The organism is Halostagnicola sp. A56 (assembly GCF_000691505.1).
Classification (GTDB): Archaea; Halobacteriota; Halobacteria; order Halobacteriales; family Natrialbaceae; genus Halostagnicola.
Map to the genome: position 1 here is coordinate 391,588 of NZ_JMIP02000017.1, position 22,677 is coordinate 414,264.

Consider the following 22,677-nt stretch of genomic DNA (forward strand, 5'->3'; position numbering starts at 1 on the left):
GACCGTGTTTTGGTCCCTCGACCGTGTTCGGGGTCGTTACTGTGCTTTGAGCCACGATTCGGCTTCGTCCCGATCGCTGAAGATCCGCGATTTGTTGTCGTTCGAGCCGAACTCCTCGACGAGGTCATCGACCGACATGTTCGCAACGACGCTTTCCGGCTGGAGAACCGCGATGTTCGAGAGCGTCGTCTCGAACGCTCGAGGATGCCACTCCTCCTGGGTCCATTCCTGATCGTCCTGCGTTACGGTCCCGAGGTCGCGGAGATCCGCGAGCCAGTTCGTCGCGCCCTTCTCTTCGACCAGTTCCAGACCCGTCTCGAGACCGTTTCGGTACGCGTCTCCGCTCGCGAACGAGTGCCAGTCCATGACGACGGCCTCGATCGACGGGTCCCACTCGATGGTTATTGCATCTGATTCGTAATATGCCATATCTGATGCAATAGATTGTAGATCACATAAACATTCTTGCCAAAATAACTGTTCCCTGTCAACGGTGAACAGTGGGGGATAGCATATAGATATGACACTCTCAACCTTTACAATTGGTATTCGTTCCTACATGGGCGGTATGCGACACACGTAGTAAAATATAATTGAAATATATGTTAGAATGAGGTACACTGCTGTTAAACGTAACAGTATACCGACCGGTAGCCAGAACTGCTATCCGTCGACGGACCGTCTCTTTCCGTGATGAAGTTACTCGAAGACGATACAGCGATCGTAACGGGTGCCGCATCGGGAATCGGTCGAACGACGGCCAAGACCTTCGCGAACAACGGCGCGGCCGTCGTGGTCGCCGACGTCGACGAGGACGGCGGCGCGGAAACTGTCGACGACATCACCGCGAACGGCGGCGAGGCGACGTTCGTCCGAGCGGACGTCTCGGACGCGGACGAAGCCGAGCGAATGATCGAAACGGCCGTCGACGAGTACGGCGGTCTCGACGTGCTGTTCAACAACGCGGCGATCGAAGGGCCGGTCGACCGCCTCGAGGACTACGATACCGACGCGTTCGAGCAAGTGATCGACGTGAACCTCAAAGGCGTCTGGAACGGGATGAAGTACGGCATCGAGGCGATGCGTGCGGACGACGGCGGATCGATTATCAGCGCCTCTTCGATCGGTGGCGAGGTCGCCGTTCCCCAGTACAGCGGCTACGGCGCGGCGAAAGCAGCGGTGGGTCAACTGACGAAGTACGCCGCTATCGAGTACGCAGAGGAAGGGATCCGAGCGAACGCCGTCGCCCCCGGCATCGTTCAGACCGAAATGATCGAACGCACGATCGACGAACACCCGGAGATGGAAGCGCAGTTCCTGAACACCGAACCGATGCCCGGACTCGCTGATCCAGCGGAAATCGCCAACGCGGTGTTGTTCCTCGGATCGGATCTCTCCTCTCGAGTGACCGGCGTCACGCTGCCCGTTGAAGGCGGCTACCTCGCCCAATAGGCCCGGGTCCGGTCGCCTCCGATTCGGAACGGCGTCCGAAATTCGTGACCTGATTCTCCGGCTCTGGATCGCCGGAATAGAAAAGATCATATACCGAAGCAAGCCTACCCGTGCTGGGAATGGCCAACAGAGACGATATCACCAGGGAATTAGCCGAATGTGTCGAATGCGGATCTGCGTATGCCGCTCGTCAATGGCCAACTGGCGAGATTCAACCGATAGGCACTACCAGCTGCAGTTGCGGCTCGACGACGTTCGTTCTCGTCGATAATTCAGAGGGGGATCCGTCGCTCAGCGGAACTGCCGAGTGACCGCCGGTCGCGAAAAATCTCTCGCGGCCGCTCGAGCGAATGGGTTTTTGAGTGATGGGGAGGCGAACCCCGTCCATGACAATCGGTTCGACCGGCAAGTTCGACGTCCGAGAGGACTCGCCGTCGGATGTGGACGACCAGTCTGGAACGAAAACAGACCGAGACGGAACGATCGTCGCCGCCCCTGAAACGGCGACAGGGCCGCCCCAGATCGAACGCACGCTCCGCACGGCGAACAGCGTCGGTAGGTCACTCGCCGAAATCGTCGACGAACGAACGGTCGACGTTCGACACGCAATCGACGACGACGAGTTCTTCTCGACCGACGGCGGGCTTCCCACGGTGACGAACCGATACGACCTCGAGAAAGCCGTCCCGGTCGAGCGGAAACCGACGCTTCGAGAGATCGATCGTTACTGGGTGAACGAACCCTACGCGTTCGTCAGCATCTTCCACTCGACGAGCGAAAACGAACGAAAATACTGTCTCGTCGAGCCATCGCTGACCGACCGCGAGCGCGACGTCCGTGACGGTCTCGAAACCACACTCAAGCGAACCATCACGTACGCCGACGAAGAGATCAGCGCGGACGCAGACGTCGCCGATCGTCGAGACGTGATCGAATCGGAAGCGAGGGATTTACTCGAGCGGTACGGACTGCTCGAGCGTTCTCGAAGTCGAGGCGATCACGGAATTTTCGAGCGGATTTCGTCGGTGTTTCGCGGGGAGGGGGGCGACGACCCTAACGAGCGGCGCGCGCTCACGGGAATCGAGGCGCGTCCGAACGCGTCCGTCGTCACCGACGACCGGGCGACACTCAGCGAGTACCAGGTCGAAAAACTCCTCTACGAGTTGCGCCGGGATTTCGTGGGCTATCAGCGAATAGACGGGATCAAACACGACCGCAACGTCGAAGACATCTCGGTCGACGGCTACGACACGCCGGTGTTCGTCTATCACTCGAAGTACGACCAGCTCATCACGAACGTCCATCACGGCCGGACCGAACTCGACGATTTCGTCGTCACGCTCGCCCAGCGGTCGGGAAACGGGATCAGCAAGCGACGCCCACAAGTCGACGCGACGCTTACGGACGGATCGCGCGCGCAGTTGACGCTCGGAACGGAGGTTTCCGATCGGGGAACGAACTACACGATTCGGCAGTTTACCGACGTGCCGTACACGCCGGTGGACCTCGTCAACTGGCACACGTTCACCCTCGAGGAGATGGCGTTTCTCTGGCTGGCCGTCGAAAACGGGAAGAGCCTGCTGTTAGCCGGTGGGACGGCCTCCGGAAAGACGACGAGCCTGAACGCGATCTCGCTCTTTATCCCCTCGAGCGCGAAGGTCGTCTCGATAGAAGACACCCGCGAGGTCACGCTTCCGCAGCGAAACTGGATCGCGAGTACGACGCGGCCGTCGCCGACTGCCGACTCGACGGGAGCCGTCGACGAATTCGACCTCCTCGAAGCGACGTTGCGCCAGCGCCCCGACTACATCGTGATGGGCGAGATCCGCGGTGAGGAGGGTCGAACCCTGTTCCAGGTCATGTCGACCGGCCACACGACCTGTACGACCTTCCACGCCGACTCCGTCGACGAGGTGTTGACCCGGTTTACGTCGGCACCGATCGAGGTCTCGAAGCCGGTCTTTAGCTCGCTGGATCTGGTCGCGGTCCAGACCCAGACGACGGTACACGGCGAGACCGTTCGTCGAAACAAGTGTATCACCGAGATCAACGACTACGACGTCGAACGCGACGAGATCAACGTACAGGACGTCTACCAGTGGCGAGCGAAAACTGACGACTATTGCAAGGCCGGTACGTCGAGCACCCTCGAGGAGATTCGGTCCGATCGGGGGTGGAGTCGGGAGACGCTCGAGCGCGAACTATTTGAGCGCCGAGTCGTGCTCGCGTACCTGATCGATTGCGGCCTCGACAGCTACGCGGACGTCGCGGCGACGGTTCAGGCGTATATGACGGATTCCGAGAAGACCCGGGCGCTGATGGCGACTGACCGCCTCGAGGAGGCGCTTCCGGCACTTCGCGAGATGGAGAGCGTCAGAATCGAGCACTCGCAAACAGAGAGCCAGGTTTCGCGCCCGGATTCGTCCGCCGAGACGGCCAGGCGAGCAGCGAACGTTCTCGAGCGCGCCGACGAAACGCTATTCGACGACTACTGGGAGGGGACTGACCAGCGACCGAACGCCGTCGGTCCGTCTCGAGCGGCGCTCGAGTTACCGTCCTGGTTCCCGAAGACACCCGATCCCGATATGCAACGGGACCGGGGCGAACGTGACGAGCGGATCGATACGCGCCGCAATCGTCCCACCGAGGGCGAAAGACGCCTCGAACGGGGAGACGACAACACCGATTCGGAATTCACGACGGATACACACAAGTCATGAGCACGGGTTCGACGACGGCTACCGAGAGCGAGCGCTCGAGCCCCGATGCACCCGGGCCCGCGTCACCGCTTGCCCGTTCGTCCCGTCTGTACGCACTGTTAGTGCCAGTCTCGAGGCCGCTCGATCGAAAACTCGAGCAGGCGAGAATGAACCGGACGGGACAGGGATATCTGGCTCGGGCGCTCCGTTTCGGCAGTCTCGTCGGATTCGGTTGCTATCTCGCCGGCCTGATACTCGGGTACGTCGTGGTAGGAGCGCGCCAGCCGTCCGAGACGATCGCGATAGCCGGTGCAACGTCGTTGGTATGTGGCGTGGGTGGCGGTGGATTCGGCGTCTGTTCGATACTCGCGATTCCCTACGCTCGAGCTGCGGCCCGGAAACGCGAGATCGACGCGTTGCTCCCCGACGCCATCGCGTATATGTACGCGCTGTCGGTCGGCGGCCTCGATCACCTCGAAGTCTTCGAGGCCCTCGCCGACGCGGAAGACGCCTACGGGGACGTTGCGCTCGCGTTTCGGAGTGTCCGCAGGGAAGTCGAATACGCCGGCGTCGATTACCGAACCGCGATTCGAACGCGGGCACGCGAAACGCCGAGCGACGAGCTGGCACAGTTCCTGCTGGATCTCCTCTCGACTATCAACAGCGGCGGCGACTTCGAGGGGTTTCTCGCAGCGAAGACGGATAGACACGCGAAAAACGCCAGACGGCGACAGGAGCGAACGCTCGACACACTCGAGCTGATCGGTGAGCTGTATCTAACCGTTTCGCTGTTTCCGCTGCTGGTAGTCGTCGTCGTGGTCGTGATGCAACTGGTGCCAGGCGCGGCCACGATAGACGCCGTGTTGTATCTGGCCGTCTACGGACTGATCCCCGCGATCGGGGTCGGGTTTCTCGTGCTCATATCCACGGTCAAACGCGACGACCCTGGGACGGGGATTCTCGAAAGACGTTCGACCGCACGAGACGAGTCGGCACGCGAGCGGGACAGGTTCGGCTGGCACGTCGTCGCTCCCATCGGCGATCAGCCGCGGATTCGGACTCGAATCGCGAGACGGGCGTGGCTACACCGCGTCCGGACGGCCGTTCGGAATCCGCATCGGTTCCTTCGAGATCGCCCTCTCGCGACGCTCGCAGTCACGGTTCCCGCCGCGATACTCGCCGTCATGGGGTCCGCGCTGATCGGTGCGAGTGCGTTTCCGTCGAGCGGCGGAATCGAAGACCCGACCGCCGTAACGATACGATACCTGTACGTTCCCCTCTGTATCGTCCTGACGCCGCTTGCAATCTTCCACGAGTGGAATCGACGCCGCCGTCGCGCGCTTACCGACACGCTTTCGGAGACGCTTCGAACGCTCTCGAGCGCGAACGATACGGGGCAAACGCTCCTCGAGTCGTTCCGAACCGTTTCGCGGACAGCGAGCGGCACCCTCGCTACCGAACTCGACGCGATCCACACGAAAGTCGCGTACGGGCGACGGCTCGACGAGTCGCTGTTCGAGTTCGCGAACGGTTATCGCATCCCTCGACTCGCCCGGACGACGCGGCTTATCGCCGATGCACAGAAAGCGACGAACCACATCACGCCAGTGTTACGGACCGCCGCGTCGGCGAGTGAATCCCACGACGACCTCGAGGCAGAACGCAGATCCCGAACTCGCGTGCAAATCGCCATCATCGTCATGACGTTCGTGACGATGCTGACTGTCATTGTGCTCTTACAAACGCAGTTCGTCGAGACGATGAGCGCCCTCGAGTCCGGTTCCACGACGGGATCGGCGGCGAGCGCCACTGGTCAACTGGCGAGCACTGGCTCCAGTACAACGCTCGATGCGGATACGCTCTCAGTGGTGTTCTTTCACGCGGTTACCATCCACGCGATCCTATCGGGGTTCGTCTGTGGTTACCTTCGAAACGCGGACCTCTTGAGTGGGGCCAAATACGTGCTGGCTCTCTCGACGGTCGCGCTTTGTAGCTGGCTGGTGGTGGTGTAAATGCGGAGTGAGCGAAGCGGCTCAAATGCGACATCACGGTGCGCTCGCGGACAAACGACGCCGGATTTCGCCATCGGTGTCGGCGTGTTCCTGCTGGCCGTTGCGTTCGCGTTCGCGACGATACCGGGAGTGCTCGATACTGACGGGGGCCCGGACGAACGGATCGAACGCGCCCAGGCGGATCGGATCGCGACGGCGATCGTCGACGACTTCGGAACCGGCGACGATCCGGCCGAGGTAGACGGGGCTCGCCTTCGGAACGAGTTCGACGAATCGGCTACCCCGTCGCGCATCGGCCTCCGGACTGCCAACGGGCACCCCCTCGAGGCGGTAACGATCACGCTCGAGACGATCGATCGGGAGTCCGTGATTCTGACTCGCGCCACCAGCGCAGGACACGGTCGTCCGGACCGGACGGTCGAACGGTTCGTGTCGGTCGCCGATATTCGATCGTGTCGAACCGCCTGTCGACTCGTCGTGGAGGTGTGGGGCTGATGGGAGGGCAAGATGCGAGCGTGCAGTCGCGTTCGTATCTCGGTGGCGACCACAAGTCGAGTCGAGGCGGAACCGATCGCGGCCAAGCGTACACGCTCGAGGGCGTCGTCGGAGCCGCGCTTGTCCTCGCGGCGGTCCTCGTGGCGTCCCAAACGAGCGGATTCGCAGCCGCCACCGCGGAATCCGAGCAGCGCCATCGATACCACGAACTCGAGCGACAGGCACAGGACGCCCTCCTCGCCGCCGCCACGGCCCCGTCGGACAGCGGGGACCTGTCGGCGCTCGTCCGTTCCTGGGATGGGACGGCGTTTTCGAGTGACGAACTCGAGACCTTCGTCCTCGGAGAGATACTGGCCGAGCAGTTCGGGGAGTCGTCCCGAAACGAAGCGTACCGAATTCGTTTCGCCTACGAGCGCCAGAACGGCTCGATAGCGCGGGAGACCGTCTACTCGAGCACCGATGCGGAGCCGGGTCCGGACGCCGCGGCCGCGAGCTATACGGAGACGGTCGTCGCGGTGGCGAACGAATCTGATTCGCACGCGACGTTCGACCGCGGGGTCGGTCCGATCGCCGCCGTGGTAGACGTGGAGGTGACGGTCTGGTGAGCGAGTCTCGAGACCGCGGACAGGTGCTGCTCGTCGGTGCGATTACGCTGGCGATCGTGCTCCTCACGCTCGTCGCGGTCGTCACCGGACTGGTGTACACGGAGACGACGTCCTCGAGCGCGACGGGAGACGATCACGCAACGACACAGGCGACGATACACGGACTCGTCGACGGGATCGAACTGCTCGCGGCGAGCGCGTGGAACGACGAGACGGCCGAGTTCGACGCCGATCTCGAAGGCGAACTCGACGAATACGTCGACCGGTATCGACGGACGACGATCGCGGGCGAGCGAGTCGTGGTGAGCGTCCGCGCGAGGATACTCGAAGACGAGCGCGAGGTCAGACGCTACACCGGCACTCGGTCGCCGGCAGCGGGGCCGCTCCGATTCGACGGCGAAATAGTGCGGTTTCGAATCGAGCCCGGAGCGGCTCTCTCGGGCGAGGAGATCGTAATCTCGGCGATCCCGGAGGAAGGAGCCACACGCAACGTCACGATCTCGCCGACGGGTGACGGGGCGGTGTCGTTTCGATCACCCGCGGGAGCGTCCTGTCGAATCGAAGCGAGTGATGCCGATTTCGGCCTCCTGACGGACGATATCGACGCGAACGCGACCGTCCCCGACGATTGCGAGTACGACATCATCGATCGGGGAGTCGAGTACGAGACGATACGCGTCGAGCCGACGACCGACGCGGTGCTCGACTCGTACGACGTTGTGAGCAGAGGGCCGAACCCGAAAACGCGAGGTGGCGATCCGACAGCCGTCGAGTTCGTCGACCTCGAGGTACGCTCCGACACCGGCACTACGACGAGCGTACGAACCCACAGGATCGTCGGATTCGGTGATTCGTCGTGATCGGATTTGGTTGCGATGAGCGCGGAGTTTCGACCGCACTCTCTCACGCGCTCACGCTGGGAATCGCGACGGTCCTCGTCGCGCTCTTGCTGAGTAACGCCGGTACCGTACTGGAGACCGGAATGGATCGCGGCGTTCGCGACGCCCTCGAGACGACCGGCGAGCGACTGGCGACTGACGTGGTACGGGTGGATGGATTTCACACAACAGACGGAACGGCGAACGCGACGACGATCACCCTCGAGTATCCGACGACGGTGGCGAACTCGAGATATCGGATCGGTCTCGTCGACGACTGCGACGACCTTGAGCAATCGCTGTCGGCGGGCGAACACTGTCTCGAACTCACCACTCAACGTACCGACCAGTCGGTGTACGTCCCGCTCGGGGACCTCGACGCGACCGTCGATACGGACGCGTCGGCTCGAGGGGGAACGATCGTGATCGGCTTCGATGGGACGGAACTCGGTGTATGGAACCCGTGAACGCAACTAGATCGGAGCGACGAGGACGGGAAAACGAACGCGCTGTTACCGAACTGGTCGGGTTCGTCTTACTGTTCGGAACCGTGGTGCTTTCGGTTGCGCTGGTGTCTGTCGTCGGCGTGCAGTCGATACAGCTCCACGAACAACAGCAGTCGACACGGGATGTCGATAGGGCGCTCGTCGCACTGTCGGCCGATTTCGACGATATCGTTCGATCCGAGGGCGTTCGCGAGCGGACCAACCGACTCGCGGTCGCGGGCGGGCAGATTTCGACTGGTGAGCCAGGACCGAAAGTCGACCTCCGGATCGACTATCGCGAAGGCACCGAAACCGAATCGTGGCGTCTCGGATCGGTGGTCTACGAGAGCGGATCTGAATCAGTCGCCTACGAGGGCGGCGGCGTGTTTCGGTCGGGTGAAATGGGGGAGCGAACGGCGATCGTCGAGCCCCGACTGACGTGCTCGGACGAGACGGCGCTGGTCTCGCTGGTTCGAATTACCGAAGACGGCGGCTCCTATCAGTCCGCCCGACGCGCCTCGATTACCGCGACAGAGACGGGGACTGCCTACCGGGAGACGTTTTCGGACGTTCGCTCGCTCGAGGTCGGCGTCGAAACCGACACTGCGGACACCCGCGGCTGGACGGATGTATTCGGTTCGGAATGGACACAAACAGGTCGCGGGTGGACGTGTGCGGGCTCGGACGGCGACGGAATCGAGCGGTTGGCGGTTCACGTCGTCGAACTCGAGGTCAGCGTCGTTCCATCGGCCTGAGATCGATTCCGACAGCCCGGCTACCTAGCTCGAATCCCGTCGTGGCTGGTGGCGATGGTGCGTCTGTTTCGACGGACTCGAGCGGTCGATCGACCGACCCCGTCTCAGAGCGTTCGATCCTCGAGGTCCGGAGTCGCCGTCTCGATGACGAGCGCGCCGGTCTCGAGGGAGAACTCGACGGTTCGGCCGTGGCTTCCGCCTACGTCTTCGGCGACGAGGGGAACGTCGAGCCCTTCGAGTTCCGCCTTCGCCGTAGCGATGTTGCGCTGGCCGACGCTGTCTTCGAGACTCTCGAACTCGAACATATCGCTGCCGCCGGCGATTTTGGCCTCGAGCGCCGAGGGGGACCCGCCCGCAGCGATCGTCCGCCGTCGGAGCGCGCGAACCGCCGTATCGGCGTATTTTCCCGGCAGGTCCGCGGTCGTCTCGGCGTCATCGCTCGTGGGCAACATCGCGTGTGCGAGTCCGCCGACGGACGCTCGAGGATCGTACACGGCGATCGCCAGACAGGAGCCGAGCCCGTAGGATTTGAAGGTGTCCGGGGCCTCGCCGACGGCCACGTCCGAAATGCTCACTTTCCGAGGAGGCGGCGATCGGGGTTCAGAATTGTGCTGGTTCATCTCGTAGGTGCTCCGGTTGATCGGTATCGACTGGCCGCTGGTCGTGATACTGCACGCACCGTGAAGAACTCTTTTGCCAGAGCGGCCCTGGAGAGTTTTCGAGTCGCCCAGGATCGATGCGGTATCGGTCGGCTACGAACGGCGTCGATCGACTACGGACGCCCGGGCGGCGACTCGTCGTCGGTTTCGTCGTCCGCCTCGAGGTCGATCCCCATGCTCTTTCGACGCCGCTCTAGTCGTTTGACCTGCCGGTAGTAGTAGGCCACCCCGGCGCCGCCGAGGACGCCGACGACGCCGACGAGGCCGAGAAACAGCGGGATGTCTCGCGTGTGGTAATACCGCAGCGAGACGGCCGTATCGACGTTGTCCCACGTGAGCCGTTCTCGGTCGTCGACGATCGATCGGTCGTATCCGCCGGGGTTGACGTTACCGAACAGGAAGTTTGATGTCCTATGGTTCTCGGGAATCGTCACGTCGTAACTTCCCTCGACGAACGCCGGTAGCCGGAACGTTTTCGCACCCGCTGGCCCCGAAACCGCGAGCGTGCCGTTGCTATCGGGAACCTGCACGTTCGTTCTCGACTGCCCCTGTTCGACCGCTAACTCGGAGCCGGTTACTTCGGTTCCGTTCGGATACCAGTACCGGACGCTGTGGATGGGCAGGGGTTCATCCTGATAGAGCGAGGAGCGATACATCGAGACCTCTTCGGTCCCGTTCAGATCGTAAACGGCGCGGAACTCGCCGCTGTCGACGTCGATCCTGGCGGTTGCGTTGCTCTCTCTGAGATCGTCGTAGTCCCCTTCGCGATCGAGTTCTTCGTCGGATATTCCCCCGTTAAACGCCGAACAGCCCGCGAGAGTCGCGAGTAACGCCACGACAAACGGAATTCTTCCCGAACGAAATCGAATAAAAGAATCTCACATAGATTTATAAGTCGCCAGTGGCCTTCCCAAACTATGGCCAAAGGCCTAGACGTTGGGACAATGAACATCCTGTCTGCCCAGCAGGATGGCGACGATACGGTATTCGTACAGCAGCGAAACTCCTTCGTGGAGATCGAGTACTCGGACATGGCCGAGCAGATGCTTTCGCGAAGCGAAGTCCTCCACATTCGCAAGGACGACAAAGTGTACGTCGTCGGCGACGACGCACTGAATTTCGCGAACATTTTCAACAAGGAGACGCGGCGGCCGATGAAACACGGTATCCTCTCGAACGACGAGAAATCGGCCATTCCGATGATGAAACTCATCATCGAGCAGGTCGTCGGCGAGCCGACGTATCCGGACGAGAAACTCTACTTCTCGACCCCCGCGGATCCGATCGACGACGACCTCTCGACACTGTATCACCAGAAGACGATCGAGTCGTTCCTAAACGACATGGGATACGACGCCGAACCGATCAACGAGGGGATGTCCGTCATCTACTCCGAACTCGCGGACAACAACTTCACCGGGCTCGGCATCTCCTTCGGTGCCGGGATGACGAACGTCTGTCTGGCCTACTACGCGGTCCCCGTGATGAAGTTCTCCGTCGCACGCGGCGGCGACTGGGTCGACGAACAGGCCGCTCGAGCGACCGGAACCCCGGTCGATAAGGTCACCTCGATCAAAGAGGACGACTTCGAACTCGACTTCACGACCGACGTGGGCGGCGTCGAGGGCGCGCTCTCGATTTACTACGAGAACCTCCTCGATTACGTCATCGAGAACATCGTCAGCGAGGTCGACGAGGAAGACGTCGAGGAAGGCCTCGACGTCCCCGTCGTCGTCACCGGCGGGACCTCGAGCCCGAGCGGCTTCGAGGACCTCTTTCGCGACCACCTCGAGGACGCGAACATTCCGTTCTCGATCAGCGGTGTAACTCACGCGAACGAACCGCTCTACAGCGTCGCTCGCGGCGGCCTCGTCGCGGCCCGATCGGACGAGGACGTCGAACACGACCACGACGAGCAGGAAGCGGAAGCGGCCTCAGCGAGCGAGTAACGACTCGATCCCTCCATTTTCCGCCCACCTCGTTCGATCAGAATACACGTTCGACCAGACACTCGCTGGACCAGACACCCGTTCGACCAGAATACTACGGGAGACTACTCGTCGTCGGTAGCCTCGAGTGCGTCGTAGAACCGGTTGAACGCGTCTCCCCACGACTCGAGTTCCGGGAACTCGCGTTCGTGTTCGACCGGAACGTCTGCGTACCCACAATGGCTACACGCCACCGTCGTCACGTCGGCGAGCGACAGGCGCTCGAGCGGAGACGAGCATCGTGGACACTCCTCCATATTGGTTCCTGTCACGGCACGTTCTTAACTTTATCTCAGCCGTCGATCGAACCGCGAGCGTATCCCGCTAGGGCTTCGATCGATCTGGAAATCTTTTGTGTGCGGCCGGCGTCTGCCCGTTCGATGCCCGTGCCACAGCGACGAACGCTCGCCCGACGGCTGGAAGGCGTCGACGATTTCCGGACGCCGTCGGCCGATCTCGAGCAGTATCTCACCCCGGCGGAGGTCGCTGCGCACGTCTGTCATCTCGCCGCGTTGCAGGGCGATCTGGCCCGCGAAACCGTTGTCGACCTCGGGACGGGAACTGGAATGCTCGCGATCGGAGCCGCTCTCTGTGACGCGGATCGGGTGGTCGGAATCGACGTTGACGAGGACGCGCTTGCGCTCGCTCGAGGAAACGCCCGGTCCGTCCTTTCTGAGCACGCTGTCGATTCCGACTCGAATGCGAGTCCGTCGAAGCGGCCGCCGATCGAGTGGATCCGCGGCGACGTGACCCGACACCCGCTGGCTGTCGACGACGCCACCGTCCTCTCGAACCCGCCGTTCGGGGCACAGCGAGGCAACCGCCACGCCGACCGCGACTTTCTCGAGACGACCAGATCGATCGCCGCGACCTCCTATACGATCCACAACGAGGGCAGCCAGGAGTTCGTCGAATCCTACGCGAACGATACCGGAGGAACGGTCACCCACGCGTTCCGCGCCACGTTCTCGCTTTCGAACCGACTCCAGTTTCACACCGAGGAGACGCGCACGCTCGAGGCCGAAGTGTTTCGGATCGAGTGGGACTCGACCGCGGTTGATCCAACCTCGAATACGATGTCGTGACGTCGCCCTCGCAGGCGGTTCGGAGATCGGTCGTCCGTCGGAATCGTTTTTAGGCCCGCGTTACCTCGTTCGGCTGTACTTCTCCTCACTTGCAACCTGGACCACCGTCCCGTCGGTCTTCGCGTAGATCGCACCCTCCTCGCGCTCGAACTCGATCCCGCCGGCTCGAACCGTTTCGTTCCGCTCGGGAACGTCGACCGTCGACGTCCCGATGGGGTCGCCGTCGGCGTCGGTTCGTGCCACCTCGAGGACGAACGCCTCGCCGTCCGTGTCGACCGTGATCGTTCGGTCGTCGACGCGCACGTCGGCCTGCGAGGACTCGGAGGTGAACGCCAGCTGTTCGTCTCCCTCGTCCTCGGAAAGCCAGATCTGGTAGACCGGATCGCTCCCCGTCGGCGTCCAGCCGGTTCGTTCGGCGCGAACCGTCTCGCGCCAGCCCGGGCCGCCGACCGAGACCGTCTCCTCGCCGGTAAAGGCGAGTTGCTGGGCCGTGATCGACTCCTGCCAGAGGTGTCGCTTCTCACTCGAGACGATGACCCCGCTCGATTCGACGCTGGTGTCCTGTCCGAACGCGCCGACGTCGACGACGCCGACGATTTCGTTTTCCGCCCCGTCGACGTACTCGATCGTGTAATCGGCGACTGAGATCGACGCGTCTTCGGAGCCGGTCTCGCCCGAGATGACGAACAGGTTGGTTGGAATCGCCGGCCCGGCAATAAGTGCGACGACGGCCACGATCACGAGGAACGCGACGCGGCGCTCGCTGATCGCTGCGAACGATTTCGAACGACTCGGGCCGACGCCTCGAGCCATCGTTTCGACCCGCTCGATCGCGTCCCGCGTCGACGATCGACTCGAGCCCGCCAGCTCGAGGATGCGATCGGTCCGCGCTTCCGCGCGAATGTCGCGTTTCGCGTCGGCAGATCGGGCGAACCGCTCCCGAATCGACGCCGGAAGGGCCGGCCGGTCGGGGGCGGTGATCGCGAGGGTGACGATGAGCGCCAGTCCGGTGACGATGGCGATTCCGGGGCCCTGAAACAGGTAGAACGAGTTCTGGTCGCCGTACCAGTAGATCTTCCAGAGGCCCTGTTCGAACGCGAAAAACAGGACGGCGATCCACAGATAAAGCGGGTTGGGGCGATACTGGCGTCGCTTGCACAGTACCGCTGCGAGGACGAACCCGGCGAAAAACCCGAGCGCGTGACCCTGGATCGCGACGTTCGCCCACGACGGGGCCGTGGCTGGACTGGCCTGTGGCACGTAGAGACCGATCGGGGTCGAAAGCGCATCGTAGGTCGTCATGAGGACGGTTTGACCGCCGAGGACGGCCAGAATCGTGGGGATCGGATAGCGAACTATCGCGAACCCGGCGAACGCGAAGACGATACCTGAGAACCCGATCACCGGGCCGAGCGCGAGCAGACTCGTGACGATTCCGAGCGCGATAACGGCGAGCGGGAAGATCACGACCGCCCGTACCCACGGGGTCCTCCACAGCGTCCTCGAGGACCGCTCGTCGGGTGTGTTCGAGTCGTGCCCGTTCGTATCGTGCTCTCTCGAATCGCGCCCGTTCGGGTAGTGGCCCCACGCGTATTCGGCTATCGGGGCGACGACGGCAGCACCGAAGACGTTACTGAGGAGGTGTCCCGCGCTCGCGTGAGCAAACGAAGCAGAGAGCATTCCGAGCGGGTAGTAGTACGAATAGGCCCGATACGGGATCGACACCGGATCGGAGAACTGGGAGATGCCGTCCTGAACGAAGAGGTAGAACGCGAGGACGAACGCCAGCACGAGCACGGTCCCCCACGGCACGCCGTAGACGAATCGGGACCGGAGGACGTCTCCCCATGGCCGTTCCGGGTCATGAACGTTTTTGATAGCCGCTATCGAGCCGACGAACGTCGCCGCGAGAACGACGCCCAGCGCGGCCCCGATCGGATTCATACCTCTGTCCTGTGAGCGAAGTGGTATAGGGTTTATGTCCCGCCGTCCGCACGACGGTTCGAACGGTTGGACGAGCGGTGTCTTCGAAAGGTACAAGCACGTGACGCTCGGATGAAATCGTATGGAACTGCGGGTCACCGAACGCACGGAGACCGAGCTTTCGATCGAGATCGGCGGCGAGGATCACACGTTCATGAACGTGCTCAAAGGAACGCTTCTGGAGCAGGAAAACGTCGCCGCGGCAACCTACGACGTGAACCCGGAACAGTCCGGTGGACAGACTGACCCGATCCTGACGATCAAAACTGAACCTGGCGTCGATCCTATCGACGCGCTCGAGGAGAGCGCCGGGACCGTCCGCGAGAAGACGACGTCGTTCCGAAACGCGTTCGAAGCGGCAGTCTGATTTCGATTCGATGCTCTTTTGCGGTGGGTCGTTCGGTGTCAAGAGGTCTCTGTGCAGCGAACCCACGCCTCGAGAGCGAGCGGGGCCGTCTGCCTTCGGACGGTCCGGAATCAGCAGGCGACGTACACCGCGAGTATCGCTCCGTCGGGGCCGACGTGGACGTCGATTCCGTCCGCATCGTGATCGCCCTGCTCGATTCCCTGCGAGTCGAGCGCCTCGAGGAGCCTCTCCGCGAGGTCGTCGGCGAGGGCCGCTTCGGTATCGTACGCGTCGATCGAGTCCTGCGCGAGTATCTGGATTCCCTGTGGCTCGCTCTCACAGGGGAGATCGAACGCCGACAGGTCGGTCCGGTCGCCGCCATCATCGTCGGTGTACGCGCTGACGACGAGGCGCTGATTTTCGGCCGTCGCGAACGCCTCGAGCCCTTCGTCGTACTCGAGGCTCGCTCCGCCATCCGTCCCGCTGCCGGTCTCGGTTTCGGCAGCCGCCGCCCGCTCGTCGGCGAGTCGGTCGTGTACCAGCAGCGCCGTTTCCTCGAGATCGATGCCGTTGGCTTCGGTGGCCTCGCCCGGAATGTCGGTTCCGATGCCGGGAATCACTGACGGCGGAACGATGCCGGTGGCGAACAGGGCGACGACGATGACGAACACGGCGATAAACGGTGAGTAGGGCTTTGCGACCTCGAGCCAGCTCGCACCCGCGAGATCCGGATCGCTCTCGTTGAACGTCTGTTCGGTTCGCTCGAGGGTATGATTGCCACAGCGAGCGCAGGGCGGCGAGTTGCGCACGTGCTCGCGGCCGCAGTTCGTACAGGCCCAGACGTAGGTCGGCGAGGTGTCGCCGTGGCCGCCCTCCCCGGCGGCGTCGTCCGCGCGGTTAAACGAGTTGTATCCGCACCGCTCACAGGGTGGGTCGTCGGATTCGTGCGGCTTGCCACACCACGCACACCGCCAGGTCACTGCTAGTAGCGGTCGGCCGCGCGAGCATAAGGATACTGTATTGCGGATTCGACTCGCGATTGTATCGCGTTCTGACTCGAGGACGGCTCGCGAATGCGACTCGAGATTACATCGTGGATCCGGCTCGAGACGAATTCCGGCTGTTCACCGCGCCGGTTCTGCGCATCGCGCCGCCGAAATCGGCGTCCCGCAAGCGCTCGGGGAAGTTACTGTCGAACCGGCACGTCCCGTTCGGCGAGGTAGTCCTTGACTTCGTCGACGGAATACTCGTCGAAGTGGAAGATAGAGGCCGCAAGTCCGGCGTCTGCGTCCGCTTCCGTGAACACGTCGTACATGTGTTCGGGGTCGCCACAACCGGACGAGGCGATCACAGGCGTATCGACGGCCTCGCAGACCGCCGAGGTAAGGGCCAGGTCGTAGCCGTCTTTCGTCCCGTCCCGGTCGATCGAGTTCACGAACAGCTCGCCCGCACCACGAGATTCGACCTCGCGAGCCCATTCGACGACGTCGACGCCGGTCCCTTCGCGCCCGCCCTTTTTCGTACACTCGAACCAGCACGATTCCCCGTCGACTTCGACGTAGTTCTCGCCGTCCTCATCGTACCGCCGCCGGGCGTCGACGCTGATGACGATACACTGACTGCCGAACGCGCGAGCGCCCTCGTTGACCAGTTCGGGCCGCTCGAGCGCGCCGGTGGTGATCGAGACTTTGTCGGCCCCGGCGCGAAGCGTCTCCTTGATGTCCTCGGTCGTTCGGATGCCGCCGCCGACGGTCAGCGGGATGAAGACTTCGTCGGCGACTCGAGACACGACGTCGAGCATCGTCTCGCGACCCTCCGCGGAGGCGGTGATGTCGAGGAAGACGAACTCGTCGGCCCCGGACTCGTTGTAGGCTTTGGCCATCTCGACGGGGTCGCCGGTGTACTTCAGATCCTCGAAGTGGACGCCAGTGTAGACGGCCGGATCACCGTCCTCGTCGAGGTCGACGTCGATGCAGGGAATCACTCGTTTGGTGAGCATGGTCTGGTGTTGGAGCGACCGGCGTTTGACGGTTTCGACAACAACGTATCGACTACGCCCGCGTACGTAGGAGGGCTTAAGTAATCGAGACCGAAAACGCTCGATATGGCAGACGACAGCGAACCTGCGGCAGACGATTCGGGTGCCGACGTCGGCCACGATCTCGAGGCCGAACGGACCACCGCACCGATGAGCGAGTTCCCCGCGAAAAACGCCGCTATCGGCGCGCTCGTCCTCGCGGTTGGACTCGCCGTCGGCTACGGCGTGCCGCTGCTGGCGCTCTGAGAAGACGCGTCGAAAACGAGTTAGAAAACGTACTCGTCGTCGTGGCCCATCATACCGTCGTCTTCGAGGCCGCCGCCCGTCTCGTCTTCGTCCATCGGTCCGCTCGTCTTGTAGGCCTTGATACCTGTCGAGAGGAGGTCTTCGACCGCTTCCTCCCGGTTGACGAACTCACCGCGCTCGACCATTTGCGCGATCTGCATCTCGAGGTGTTCTGGGATGGTGATCTCTACTTTCGGCATCTGATTCGCGTTTCGGCAAGGGGGTATTTAGGTTTGACGGGGATTGTGCACGCCTGGGAACGGTCGAACGACGGCGGCCACGACGGACAGACGCCCGAACGGTGTGACCCCTCTCGCGTATCTCACCGATAGGTAATCGTCTCCGCCGCCAGCGACCCGCGTCGTTCGGAAAAGAATCCGCACCAATCTGCTCTACGTGTCGGAGGGCCTCGGAAAAGTGGATCGTGACCGGCGTCCCGGTTCGTCTCTCGATGTTAGTTGTTGCCCATCATCGAGTCGATGGTGTTCTTGATGGTCGACCCGGGCTGGGTGATCATCTCGAGCTGTTCGCGCATGCGCCGCTGGTTGAAGTAACTCGCGAACGCGAGTATCGTCGGCGGCCAGAGACCAACGAAGATCCCGCGCTCGCGGTCGCCGCGAACGAAGTAGTAGTACAACGACAGCCCGACCGACGCCGCCGACGCCAGCAGCGCCGGGCCGAGGGCCTGTTCGCCGACATCCTGTGCTTGCGTTCCGGAAACGCGCTCCGCTCCCAGTTCTTGTTTCGAAGCCATGCAACAACACGCTCTCCGAGACCGTACTAATTCGTGGCGAGGGTTGCGAGCGGAACCCCCACGTTGACCGACGCGAGAACCGTTTCGAATCGTTTTCGAGTGCCGCATCGTCCGTCGAATGTCCTATTACCCCGGCGGTTCCGTGGCCAATCGAGCGACGTTTTCGTTTCGAACCCACGTAACCACGATTCGAATTCCCACAACAGATACGATCTATTCGCACGGGGAAGCCCTCGAGCGGTAGAGCTTCCCGTCCGGAGGCCAAGGCTCGCACATGAAAGACGTCACCGACTGCTACCACGAGTTCGGGGACGACCGACTCCCGCCGGGCCAGCGCGAAACCAGCGCATTTCCGGTCCTCTCGAAGAGCGGCACGCCGCCGTTCGACCCGGAGACGTGGGAGTTTCGCGTCACGGGAGCCGTCGAGAACGAACTCACTTTCTCCTGGGACGAGTTTCGGGCGCTTCCCGCCGAGACCCAGCGGCAGGACTTTCACTGTGTGACCGGCTGGAGCACGTTCGACCGGGAGTTTACCGGCGTCCCGTTCCTCGCGCTCGCAGACCGCGCTGGCGTCGCAGACGACGCTGTTCACGTCATGTTCTCTGCGCTGGACGACTACACGACCGATCTCCCGCTCGAGGCGTGCATGCGCGAAGAAGTACTGTTCGCCTGGGAACTCGACGGCGAGTCTCTGCCCCGGGACCACGGGGGGCCGCTCCGAGTCGTCACTCCCCACCGATACGCCTACAAGGGGGCGAAGTGGGTCGACGGCGTCGAGTTCCTGACCGACCCCGAACCCGGCTACTGGGAGCGTCGGGGCTACTCGGAAACGGCGAATCCGTGGCGTGAGGAACGATATAGTTAGGCTGAAGGCGCGCCGGTCCCGATGGTTGCTCGATGGAGCGACCGTCGGGTGGACGGGAGGTAACAGGAACGCTCGAGCGAGACGCCTCCGCATATTACAGCGCGAGCCGCGAACTCGAGGAGGTCTCGTTCGGTGCAATCGTCGACGCAGAACGCGAGCCGCGCCTCCAGTGGGCGGCTCCCGACGGACTCGAAGTCGCGGGAACCGGCGTCGCAAAGCGGTTTCAGGCGACCGGGTCGGACAGATTCGACGAGCTTCGGGCCGATGCAGATCTGACCTTCGAGCACCTCGAGTACGACGGTCCAACGGTGGCTCGCCCGCGGGCGTTCGGCGGCCTCTCCTTTCACGACGGTCACGAACCGGCTGGTCCGTGGACCGGATTCGAGGCAGCGTCGTTCGTCATTCCAGCCGTTCAGGTCACGCGAAGCGACGACGGCGTCTGGCTCACGGCGACCGCTGGAAGCAAAGCCGAGGCGACGGAGCGCCTCGAGCGGGCACGTTCGCGGCTCGAGGAACTCCCCGCGATGCGTCCGAGCGGAAACGGCCCCGGCGTCGATGGCACCGAGCGTTCGACCACGCCGGCGGAGTGGACCGAGCAGGTCGAGACCGCGCTGGACCGGATCGAGCGGGGCGAGCTCACCAAAGTCGTCCTCGCACAGTCGCTGACGGCGACTCTCGACGAACGAGTCGACGTTCCGGCGACCCTCGAGCGGTTGCGCCGTACGTACCCGAACTGCTATCGGTTCTCGTTCGCCCACGAGACGGGCGGGACCTTCTTCGGAACGCCGCCCGAGCGACTCGTCGCGAAGCGCGGCCGAACGGTCGAAACGGAGGCGCTGGCCGGATCGGCACCGCGAGGCGACGACCCCGCGGCCGACGACGAGTTCGCCGAAACGTTACGAGACAGCGAGAAAGTCGGCCACGAACACGGGCTGGTCGCCGAGGCGATCCGCGAACAGCTCGATCCGCTGGCCGAGTCGGTGTCGGTGTCCGATCGAACGGTCCGGCGGCTGGCGACGATACAGCACCTGCAGACGCCGATCACGGCGACGCTCGAGCGAGACTGTCACGTACTCGAGATCGTCGAGGCGCTTCACCCGACGCCCGCGGTCGGCGGGGTGCCGCCGTCGTCGGCCTGGGAGACGATTCGGTCGACGGAGTCGTTCGATCGGGGCTGGTACGCCGCGCCGATCGGTTGGTTCGACGGAAACGGTGACGGCGAGTTCGCGGTCGGGCTTCGATCCGCAGTTACCGCCGATCGATCGGTGACGCTCTTTGCTGGTAACGGAATCGTCGCGGACAGCGACCCGGCCGACGAGTGGGACGAAGTACAACTCAAGTTCCGGCCGATCCTCGACGAACTCCAATGACGGGCACACCGAACGAATCAACGCTGTGGGCGCGCATTCTCGTCGACGAGTTAGCAGCGGGCGGGCTCGAGGCGGTCTGTATCGCGCCCGGAAGCCGATCGACGCCGCTAACGGTCGCGTTCGCCCGCCACCCCGATATCGAGGTCTTCTCGCATCTGGACGAGCGCTCGGCGGCGTTTTTCGCACTCGGTCGGAGCCGGCGAACGGGTGAACCGACCGCGCTCGTCTGTACCTCTGGGACGGCGGCGGCGAACTTCCACCCGGCGGTTATCGAGGCGAACCAGGCCAGAGTACCGCTGCTCGTGCTGACGGCGGATCGACCGCCGGAACTGCGCGATAGCGGGGCGAACCAGACCGTCGATCAGGTCAAACTCTACGGCGATGCGGTTCGGTGGGACGCTGAACTTCCCGAACCCAGAGCCGAGCAGCGACGCGCGCGGTCGCTTCGCACGACGGCGGCTCGAGCGCTCTCGAAGGTGAGCGGAACGCCAGCGGGGCCGGTGCACCTGAACTGTCCGTTCCAGAAACCCCTCGAGCCGACCGAGGTCTCGGAGCCGATCCCTGAATCCTTCGCCGAGACGCCGGCCGGAAGCGGTCGAGACGGCCCGTACGTCCGAACGGCTCAGGGGCGAATGGCACCCTCGACCGAGGCCCGTCGGCTGATCGCGCGGGAACTCGAGACCGCAGCGCGGCCGCTGGTCGTCGCCGGCCCGGCTGATCCAGTGAGCTTCTCGAGCGACGACGCTCGCGGTGTCGACCCGGAGGCGGTCGCTCGACTCGCGCGGGCGGTCGACGCTCCCGTGCTCGCGGATCCGCTCTCTGTGCTTCGGTTCGGTTCGCACCTCGAGGACTCCGGCGACGACCCGCCCGTCTGCGGCGGCTACGATACGTACGTAAAGACGCTTCCGACACCGGACGTCGTCCTCCGGTTCGGCGCGTCGCCGACGTCAAAGCCGCTGCGGCAGTATCTGGCCGACAGTTCGGCCCGGCAGTTCCTCGTCGATCCCGCCGCGGAGTGGAGAGAAGCCACGTTCGCCGCGACCGATCTGATCGGCGCGGAACCGGCGGCAGTCTTCGATGGGGTACTCGAGGAACTCGCGGATGGCACCGGCCGAGAAACGACCGACGAAACGTGGCCCGAGCGGTTCGCGGCCGCGGAGCGAACGCACTGGCGAGTTCACGGCGGACCGGTGGACCGAGGGAGCGAGACGGCCGAACCGCTCGAGGGCTCGGTTCTCGCGACAGTTTTCGCCGACGCGCCGGATTCGACCTCGATTTTCGTCTCGAACAGCATGCCGATCCGGGACGCGGACCGGTTCGGGCGGCCGCGGGCAGCGGCGCTGACGGTGCTCGCGAACCGCGGCGCGAGCGGGATCGACGGCATCACCAGCACGGCGCTGGGCGCGAGCAGTGCGACCGAGGACCCGCTGGTGCTCGTGACCGGCGATCTGGCGTTCTATCACGATTCGAACGGGTTGCTCGCGATCGACCGCTGTGACGTGGACGCCACCATCGTCGTCCTCGACAACGACGGCGGCGGCATCTTCCACATGCTGCCGATCGAGGCGTTCGACCCCCCATTCACCGACCAGTTCAAGACACCCCACGGCCTCGAGTTCGAGTCGCTGGGCGAACTCTACGGTCTCGAGTTCGAGACCGTCGACCCCGAGAACTTCGCGGCTCGATACCGGGAGTCGGTCCGAAGCGAGGGCACACAGGTACTCCACCTCGAGTTCGACGCGGAGGCGAGTCATCGCCGACGCGAAGCGCTCGCGGAGCGCGTTCGCGAGCGTTTGTAGCCAGCGCGGGCGTACGGGTCTGTGTTAGTTGCAGTCGTATCGTGGATTCATCTCGCGTTCGTTTTGTCGAATGCTACTGTACGCCGCACTCTGTACCGCGTAAAAATATATGTGGCTGTAATAA

General features: G+C 63.3%; 23 protein-coding genes and 1 pseudogene. 15 read left to right on the forward strand and 9 right to left on the reverse strand.

The window, feature by feature from the left end:
• Positions 1-36: 36 nt before the first annotated feature.
• Entirely contained in the window at positions 37-429 is a 393-nt protein-coding gene (locus EL22_RS09065) for a hypothetical protein (RefSeq protein WP_050051174.1), read from the reverse strand.
• A gap of 264 nt (positions 430-693) precedes the next feature.
• Between EL22_RS09065 and EL22_RS09070 the strand changes: the two genes are divergently transcribed.
• The 8 genes and pseudogenes from EL22_RS09070 (at position 694) to EL22_RS09105 (ending at position 9,381) form a co-directional block, all read left to right on the forward strand.
• A complete protein-coding gene (locus EL22_RS09070; protein WP_050051175.1) occupies positions 694-1,452 on the forward strand; it encodes an SDR family NAD(P)-dependent oxidoreductase in 759 nt (252 codons plus the stop codon).
• Between the two features lie 443 nt (positions 1,453-1,895).
• Positions 1,896-3,944, forward strand: a pseudogene (locus EL22_RS09075) (type II/IV secretion system ATPase subunit); the annotation flags it as partial.
• Positions 3,945-4,168: 224 nt separating this feature from the next.
• Positions 4,169-6,163 (forward strand): type II secretion system F family protein, encoded by a 1,995-nt coding sequence (locus tag EL22_RS09080; RefSeq protein ID WP_082146733.1) that lies wholly within the window; start codon positions 4,169-4,171, stop codon positions 6,161-6,163.
• Positions 6,164-6,658 carry a hypothetical protein gene (locus EL22_RS09085; RefSeq protein WP_050051178.1) on the forward strand — a complete coding sequence of 165 codons (495 nt, stop codon included), beginning with the start codon at positions 6,164-6,166 and terminating at the stop codon, positions 6,656-6,658.
• Positions 6,658-7,263, forward strand: a complete 606-nt coding sequence (locus EL22_RS09090) for a hypothetical protein (RefSeq protein ID WP_050051179.1) — start codon at positions 6,658-6,660, stop codon at positions 7,261-7,263. Before EL22_RS09085 ends, EL22_RS09090 begins: the two co-directional genes overlap by 1 nt.
• Positions 7,260-8,123, forward strand: coding sequence for a hypothetical protein (locus EL22_RS09095; RefSeq protein WP_050051180.1), 864 nt, complete (start codon positions 7,260-7,262; stop codon positions 8,121-8,123). Before EL22_RS09090 ends, EL22_RS09095 begins: the two co-directional genes overlap by 4 nt.
• Complete coding sequence (locus tag EL22_RS09100) at positions 8,120-8,608, forward strand: hypothetical protein (protein WP_050051181.1); 489 nt, start codon at positions 8,120-8,122, stop codon at positions 8,606-8,608. Before EL22_RS09095 ends, EL22_RS09100 begins: the two co-directional genes overlap by 4 nt.
• The gene (locus EL22_RS09105) at positions 8,596-9,381 is read left to right on the forward strand and encodes a hypothetical protein (RefSeq protein WP_050051182.1); all 786 of its coding nucleotides are present in this window, start codon (positions 8,596-8,598) and stop codon (positions 9,379-9,381) included. The genes EL22_RS09100 and EL22_RS09105 overlap by 13 nt, the downstream gene beginning before the upstream one ends.
• A gap of 104 nt (positions 9,382-9,485) precedes the next feature.
• On the opposite strand, the gene EL22_RS09110 is transcribed toward EL22_RS09105, so the two are convergent.
• Both EL22_RS09110 and EL22_RS09115 read right to left on the reverse strand, forming a co-directional pair.
• Positions 9,486-10,001 carry a chemotaxis protein CheD gene (locus tag EL22_RS09110; protein ID WP_050051183.1) on the reverse strand — a complete coding sequence of 172 codons (516 nt, stop codon included), beginning with the start codon at positions 9,999-10,001 and terminating at the stop codon, positions 9,486-9,488.
• Positions 10,002-10,153: 152 nt separating this feature from the next.
• Positions 10,154-10,876, reverse strand: coding sequence for a DUF5803 family protein (locus EL22_RS09115; RefSeq protein WP_231587915.1), 723 nt, complete (start codon positions 10,874-10,876; stop codon positions 10,154-10,156).
• 81 nt (positions 10,877-10,957) lie between these two features.
• Between EL22_RS09115 and EL22_RS09120 the strand changes: the two genes are divergently transcribed.
• Entirely contained in the window at positions 10,958-11,989 is a 1,032-nt protein-coding gene (locus EL22_RS09120) for a hypothetical protein (protein WP_050051185.1), read from the forward strand.
• 104 nt (positions 11,990-12,093) lie between these two features.
• On the opposite strand, the gene EL22_RS09125 is transcribed toward EL22_RS09120, so the two are convergent.
• The gene (locus EL22_RS09125; RefSeq protein WP_050051186.1) at positions 12,094-12,285 is read right to left on the reverse strand and encodes a hypothetical protein; all 192 of its coding nucleotides are present in this window, start codon (positions 12,283-12,285) and stop codon (positions 12,094-12,096) included.
• 123 nt (positions 12,286-12,408) lie between these two features.
• On the opposite strand from EL22_RS09125, the gene EL22_RS09130 reads away from it, so the two are divergent.
• The gene (locus EL22_RS09130) at positions 12,409-13,113 is read left to right on the forward strand and encodes an METTL5 family protein (RefSeq protein ID WP_050051187.1); all 705 of its coding nucleotides are present in this window, start codon (positions 12,409-12,411) and stop codon (positions 13,111-13,113) included.
• Between the two features lie 60 nt (positions 13,114-13,173).
• Here EL22_RS09130 and EL22_RS09135 read toward each other — a convergent pair whose 3' ends face one another.
• Positions 13,174-15,057: a rhomboid family intramembrane serine protease gene (locus EL22_RS09135; RefSeq protein ID WP_050051188.1), complete on the reverse strand. Its 1,884-nt coding sequence runs from the start codon at positions 15,055-15,057 to the stop codon at positions 13,174-13,176.
• 121 nt (positions 15,058-15,178) lie between these two features.
• On the opposite strand from EL22_RS09135, the gene EL22_RS09140 reads away from it, so the two are divergent.
• Positions 15,179-15,463 carry a DNA-directed RNA polymerase subunit L gene (locus tag EL22_RS09140; protein ID WP_050051189.1) on the forward strand — a complete coding sequence of 95 codons (285 nt, stop codon included), beginning with the start codon at positions 15,179-15,181 and terminating at the stop codon, positions 15,461-15,463.
• A 110-nt stretch (positions 15,464-15,573) separates the two neighbouring features.
• Here the strand turns inward: EL22_RS09140 and EL22_RS09145 are convergent, their stop codons facing one another.
• Both EL22_RS09145 and hisF read right to left on the reverse strand, forming a co-directional pair.
• Positions 15,574-16,422, reverse strand: coding sequence for a hypothetical protein (locus EL22_RS09145; protein ID WP_050051190.1), 849 nt, complete (start codon positions 16,420-16,422; stop codon positions 15,574-15,576).
• 206 nt (positions 16,423-16,628) lie between these two features.
• Positions 16,629-17,441, reverse strand: coding sequence for an imidazole glycerol phosphate synthase subunit HisF (gene hisF, locus EL22_RS09150; protein ID WP_050051191.1), 813 nt, complete (start codon positions 17,439-17,441; stop codon positions 16,629-16,631).
• Between the two features lie 105 nt (positions 17,442-17,546).
• On the opposite strand from hisF, the gene EL22_RS09155 reads away from it, so the two are divergent.
• On the forward strand, positions 17,547-17,726 hold the full coding sequence (locus tag EL22_RS09155) for a hypothetical protein (protein WP_050051192.1): 180 nt from the start codon (positions 17,547-17,549) through the stop codon (positions 17,724-17,726).
• A 20-nt stretch (positions 17,727-17,746) separates the two neighbouring features.
• Here the strand turns inward: EL22_RS09155 and EL22_RS09160 are convergent, their stop codons facing one another.
• Complete coding sequence (locus tag EL22_RS09160; protein ID WP_050051193.1) at positions 17,747-17,965, reverse strand: cell surface protein; 219 nt, start codon at positions 17,963-17,965, stop codon at positions 17,747-17,749.
• Between the two features lie 254 nt (positions 17,966-18,219).
• On the reverse strand, positions 18,220-18,519 hold the full coding sequence (locus EL22_RS09165; protein ID WP_050051194.1) for a hypothetical protein: 300 nt from the start codon (positions 18,517-18,519) through the stop codon (positions 18,220-18,222).
• A gap of 274 nt (positions 18,520-18,793) precedes the next feature.
• On the opposite strand from EL22_RS09165, the gene EL22_RS09170 reads away from it, so the two are divergent.
• From EL22_RS09170 to menD, 3 genes are read left to right on the forward strand one after another with little or no spacing between them, the layout of a single operon-like run.
• Positions 18,794-19,384, forward strand: a complete 591-nt coding sequence (locus EL22_RS09170) for a sulfite oxidase-like oxidoreductase (RefSeq protein WP_050051195.1) — start codon at positions 18,794-18,796, stop codon at positions 19,382-19,384.
• A 32-nt stretch (positions 19,385-19,416) separates the two neighbouring features.
• Positions 19,417-20,754, forward strand: coding sequence for an isochorismate synthase MenF (locus EL22_RS09175; RefSeq protein WP_050051196.1), 1,338 nt, complete (start codon positions 19,417-19,419; stop codon positions 20,752-20,754).
• Positions 20,751-22,553 (forward strand): 2-succinyl-5-enolpyruvyl-6-hydroxy-3-cyclohexene-1-carboxylic-acid synthase, encoded by a 1,803-nt coding sequence (menD, locus tag EL22_RS09180; protein WP_050051197.1) that lies wholly within the window; start codon positions 20,751-20,753, stop codon positions 22,551-22,553. The genes EL22_RS09175 and menD overlap by 4 nt, the downstream gene beginning before the upstream one ends.
• The last annotated feature ends 124 nt before the right edge of the window (positions 22,554-22,677 follow it).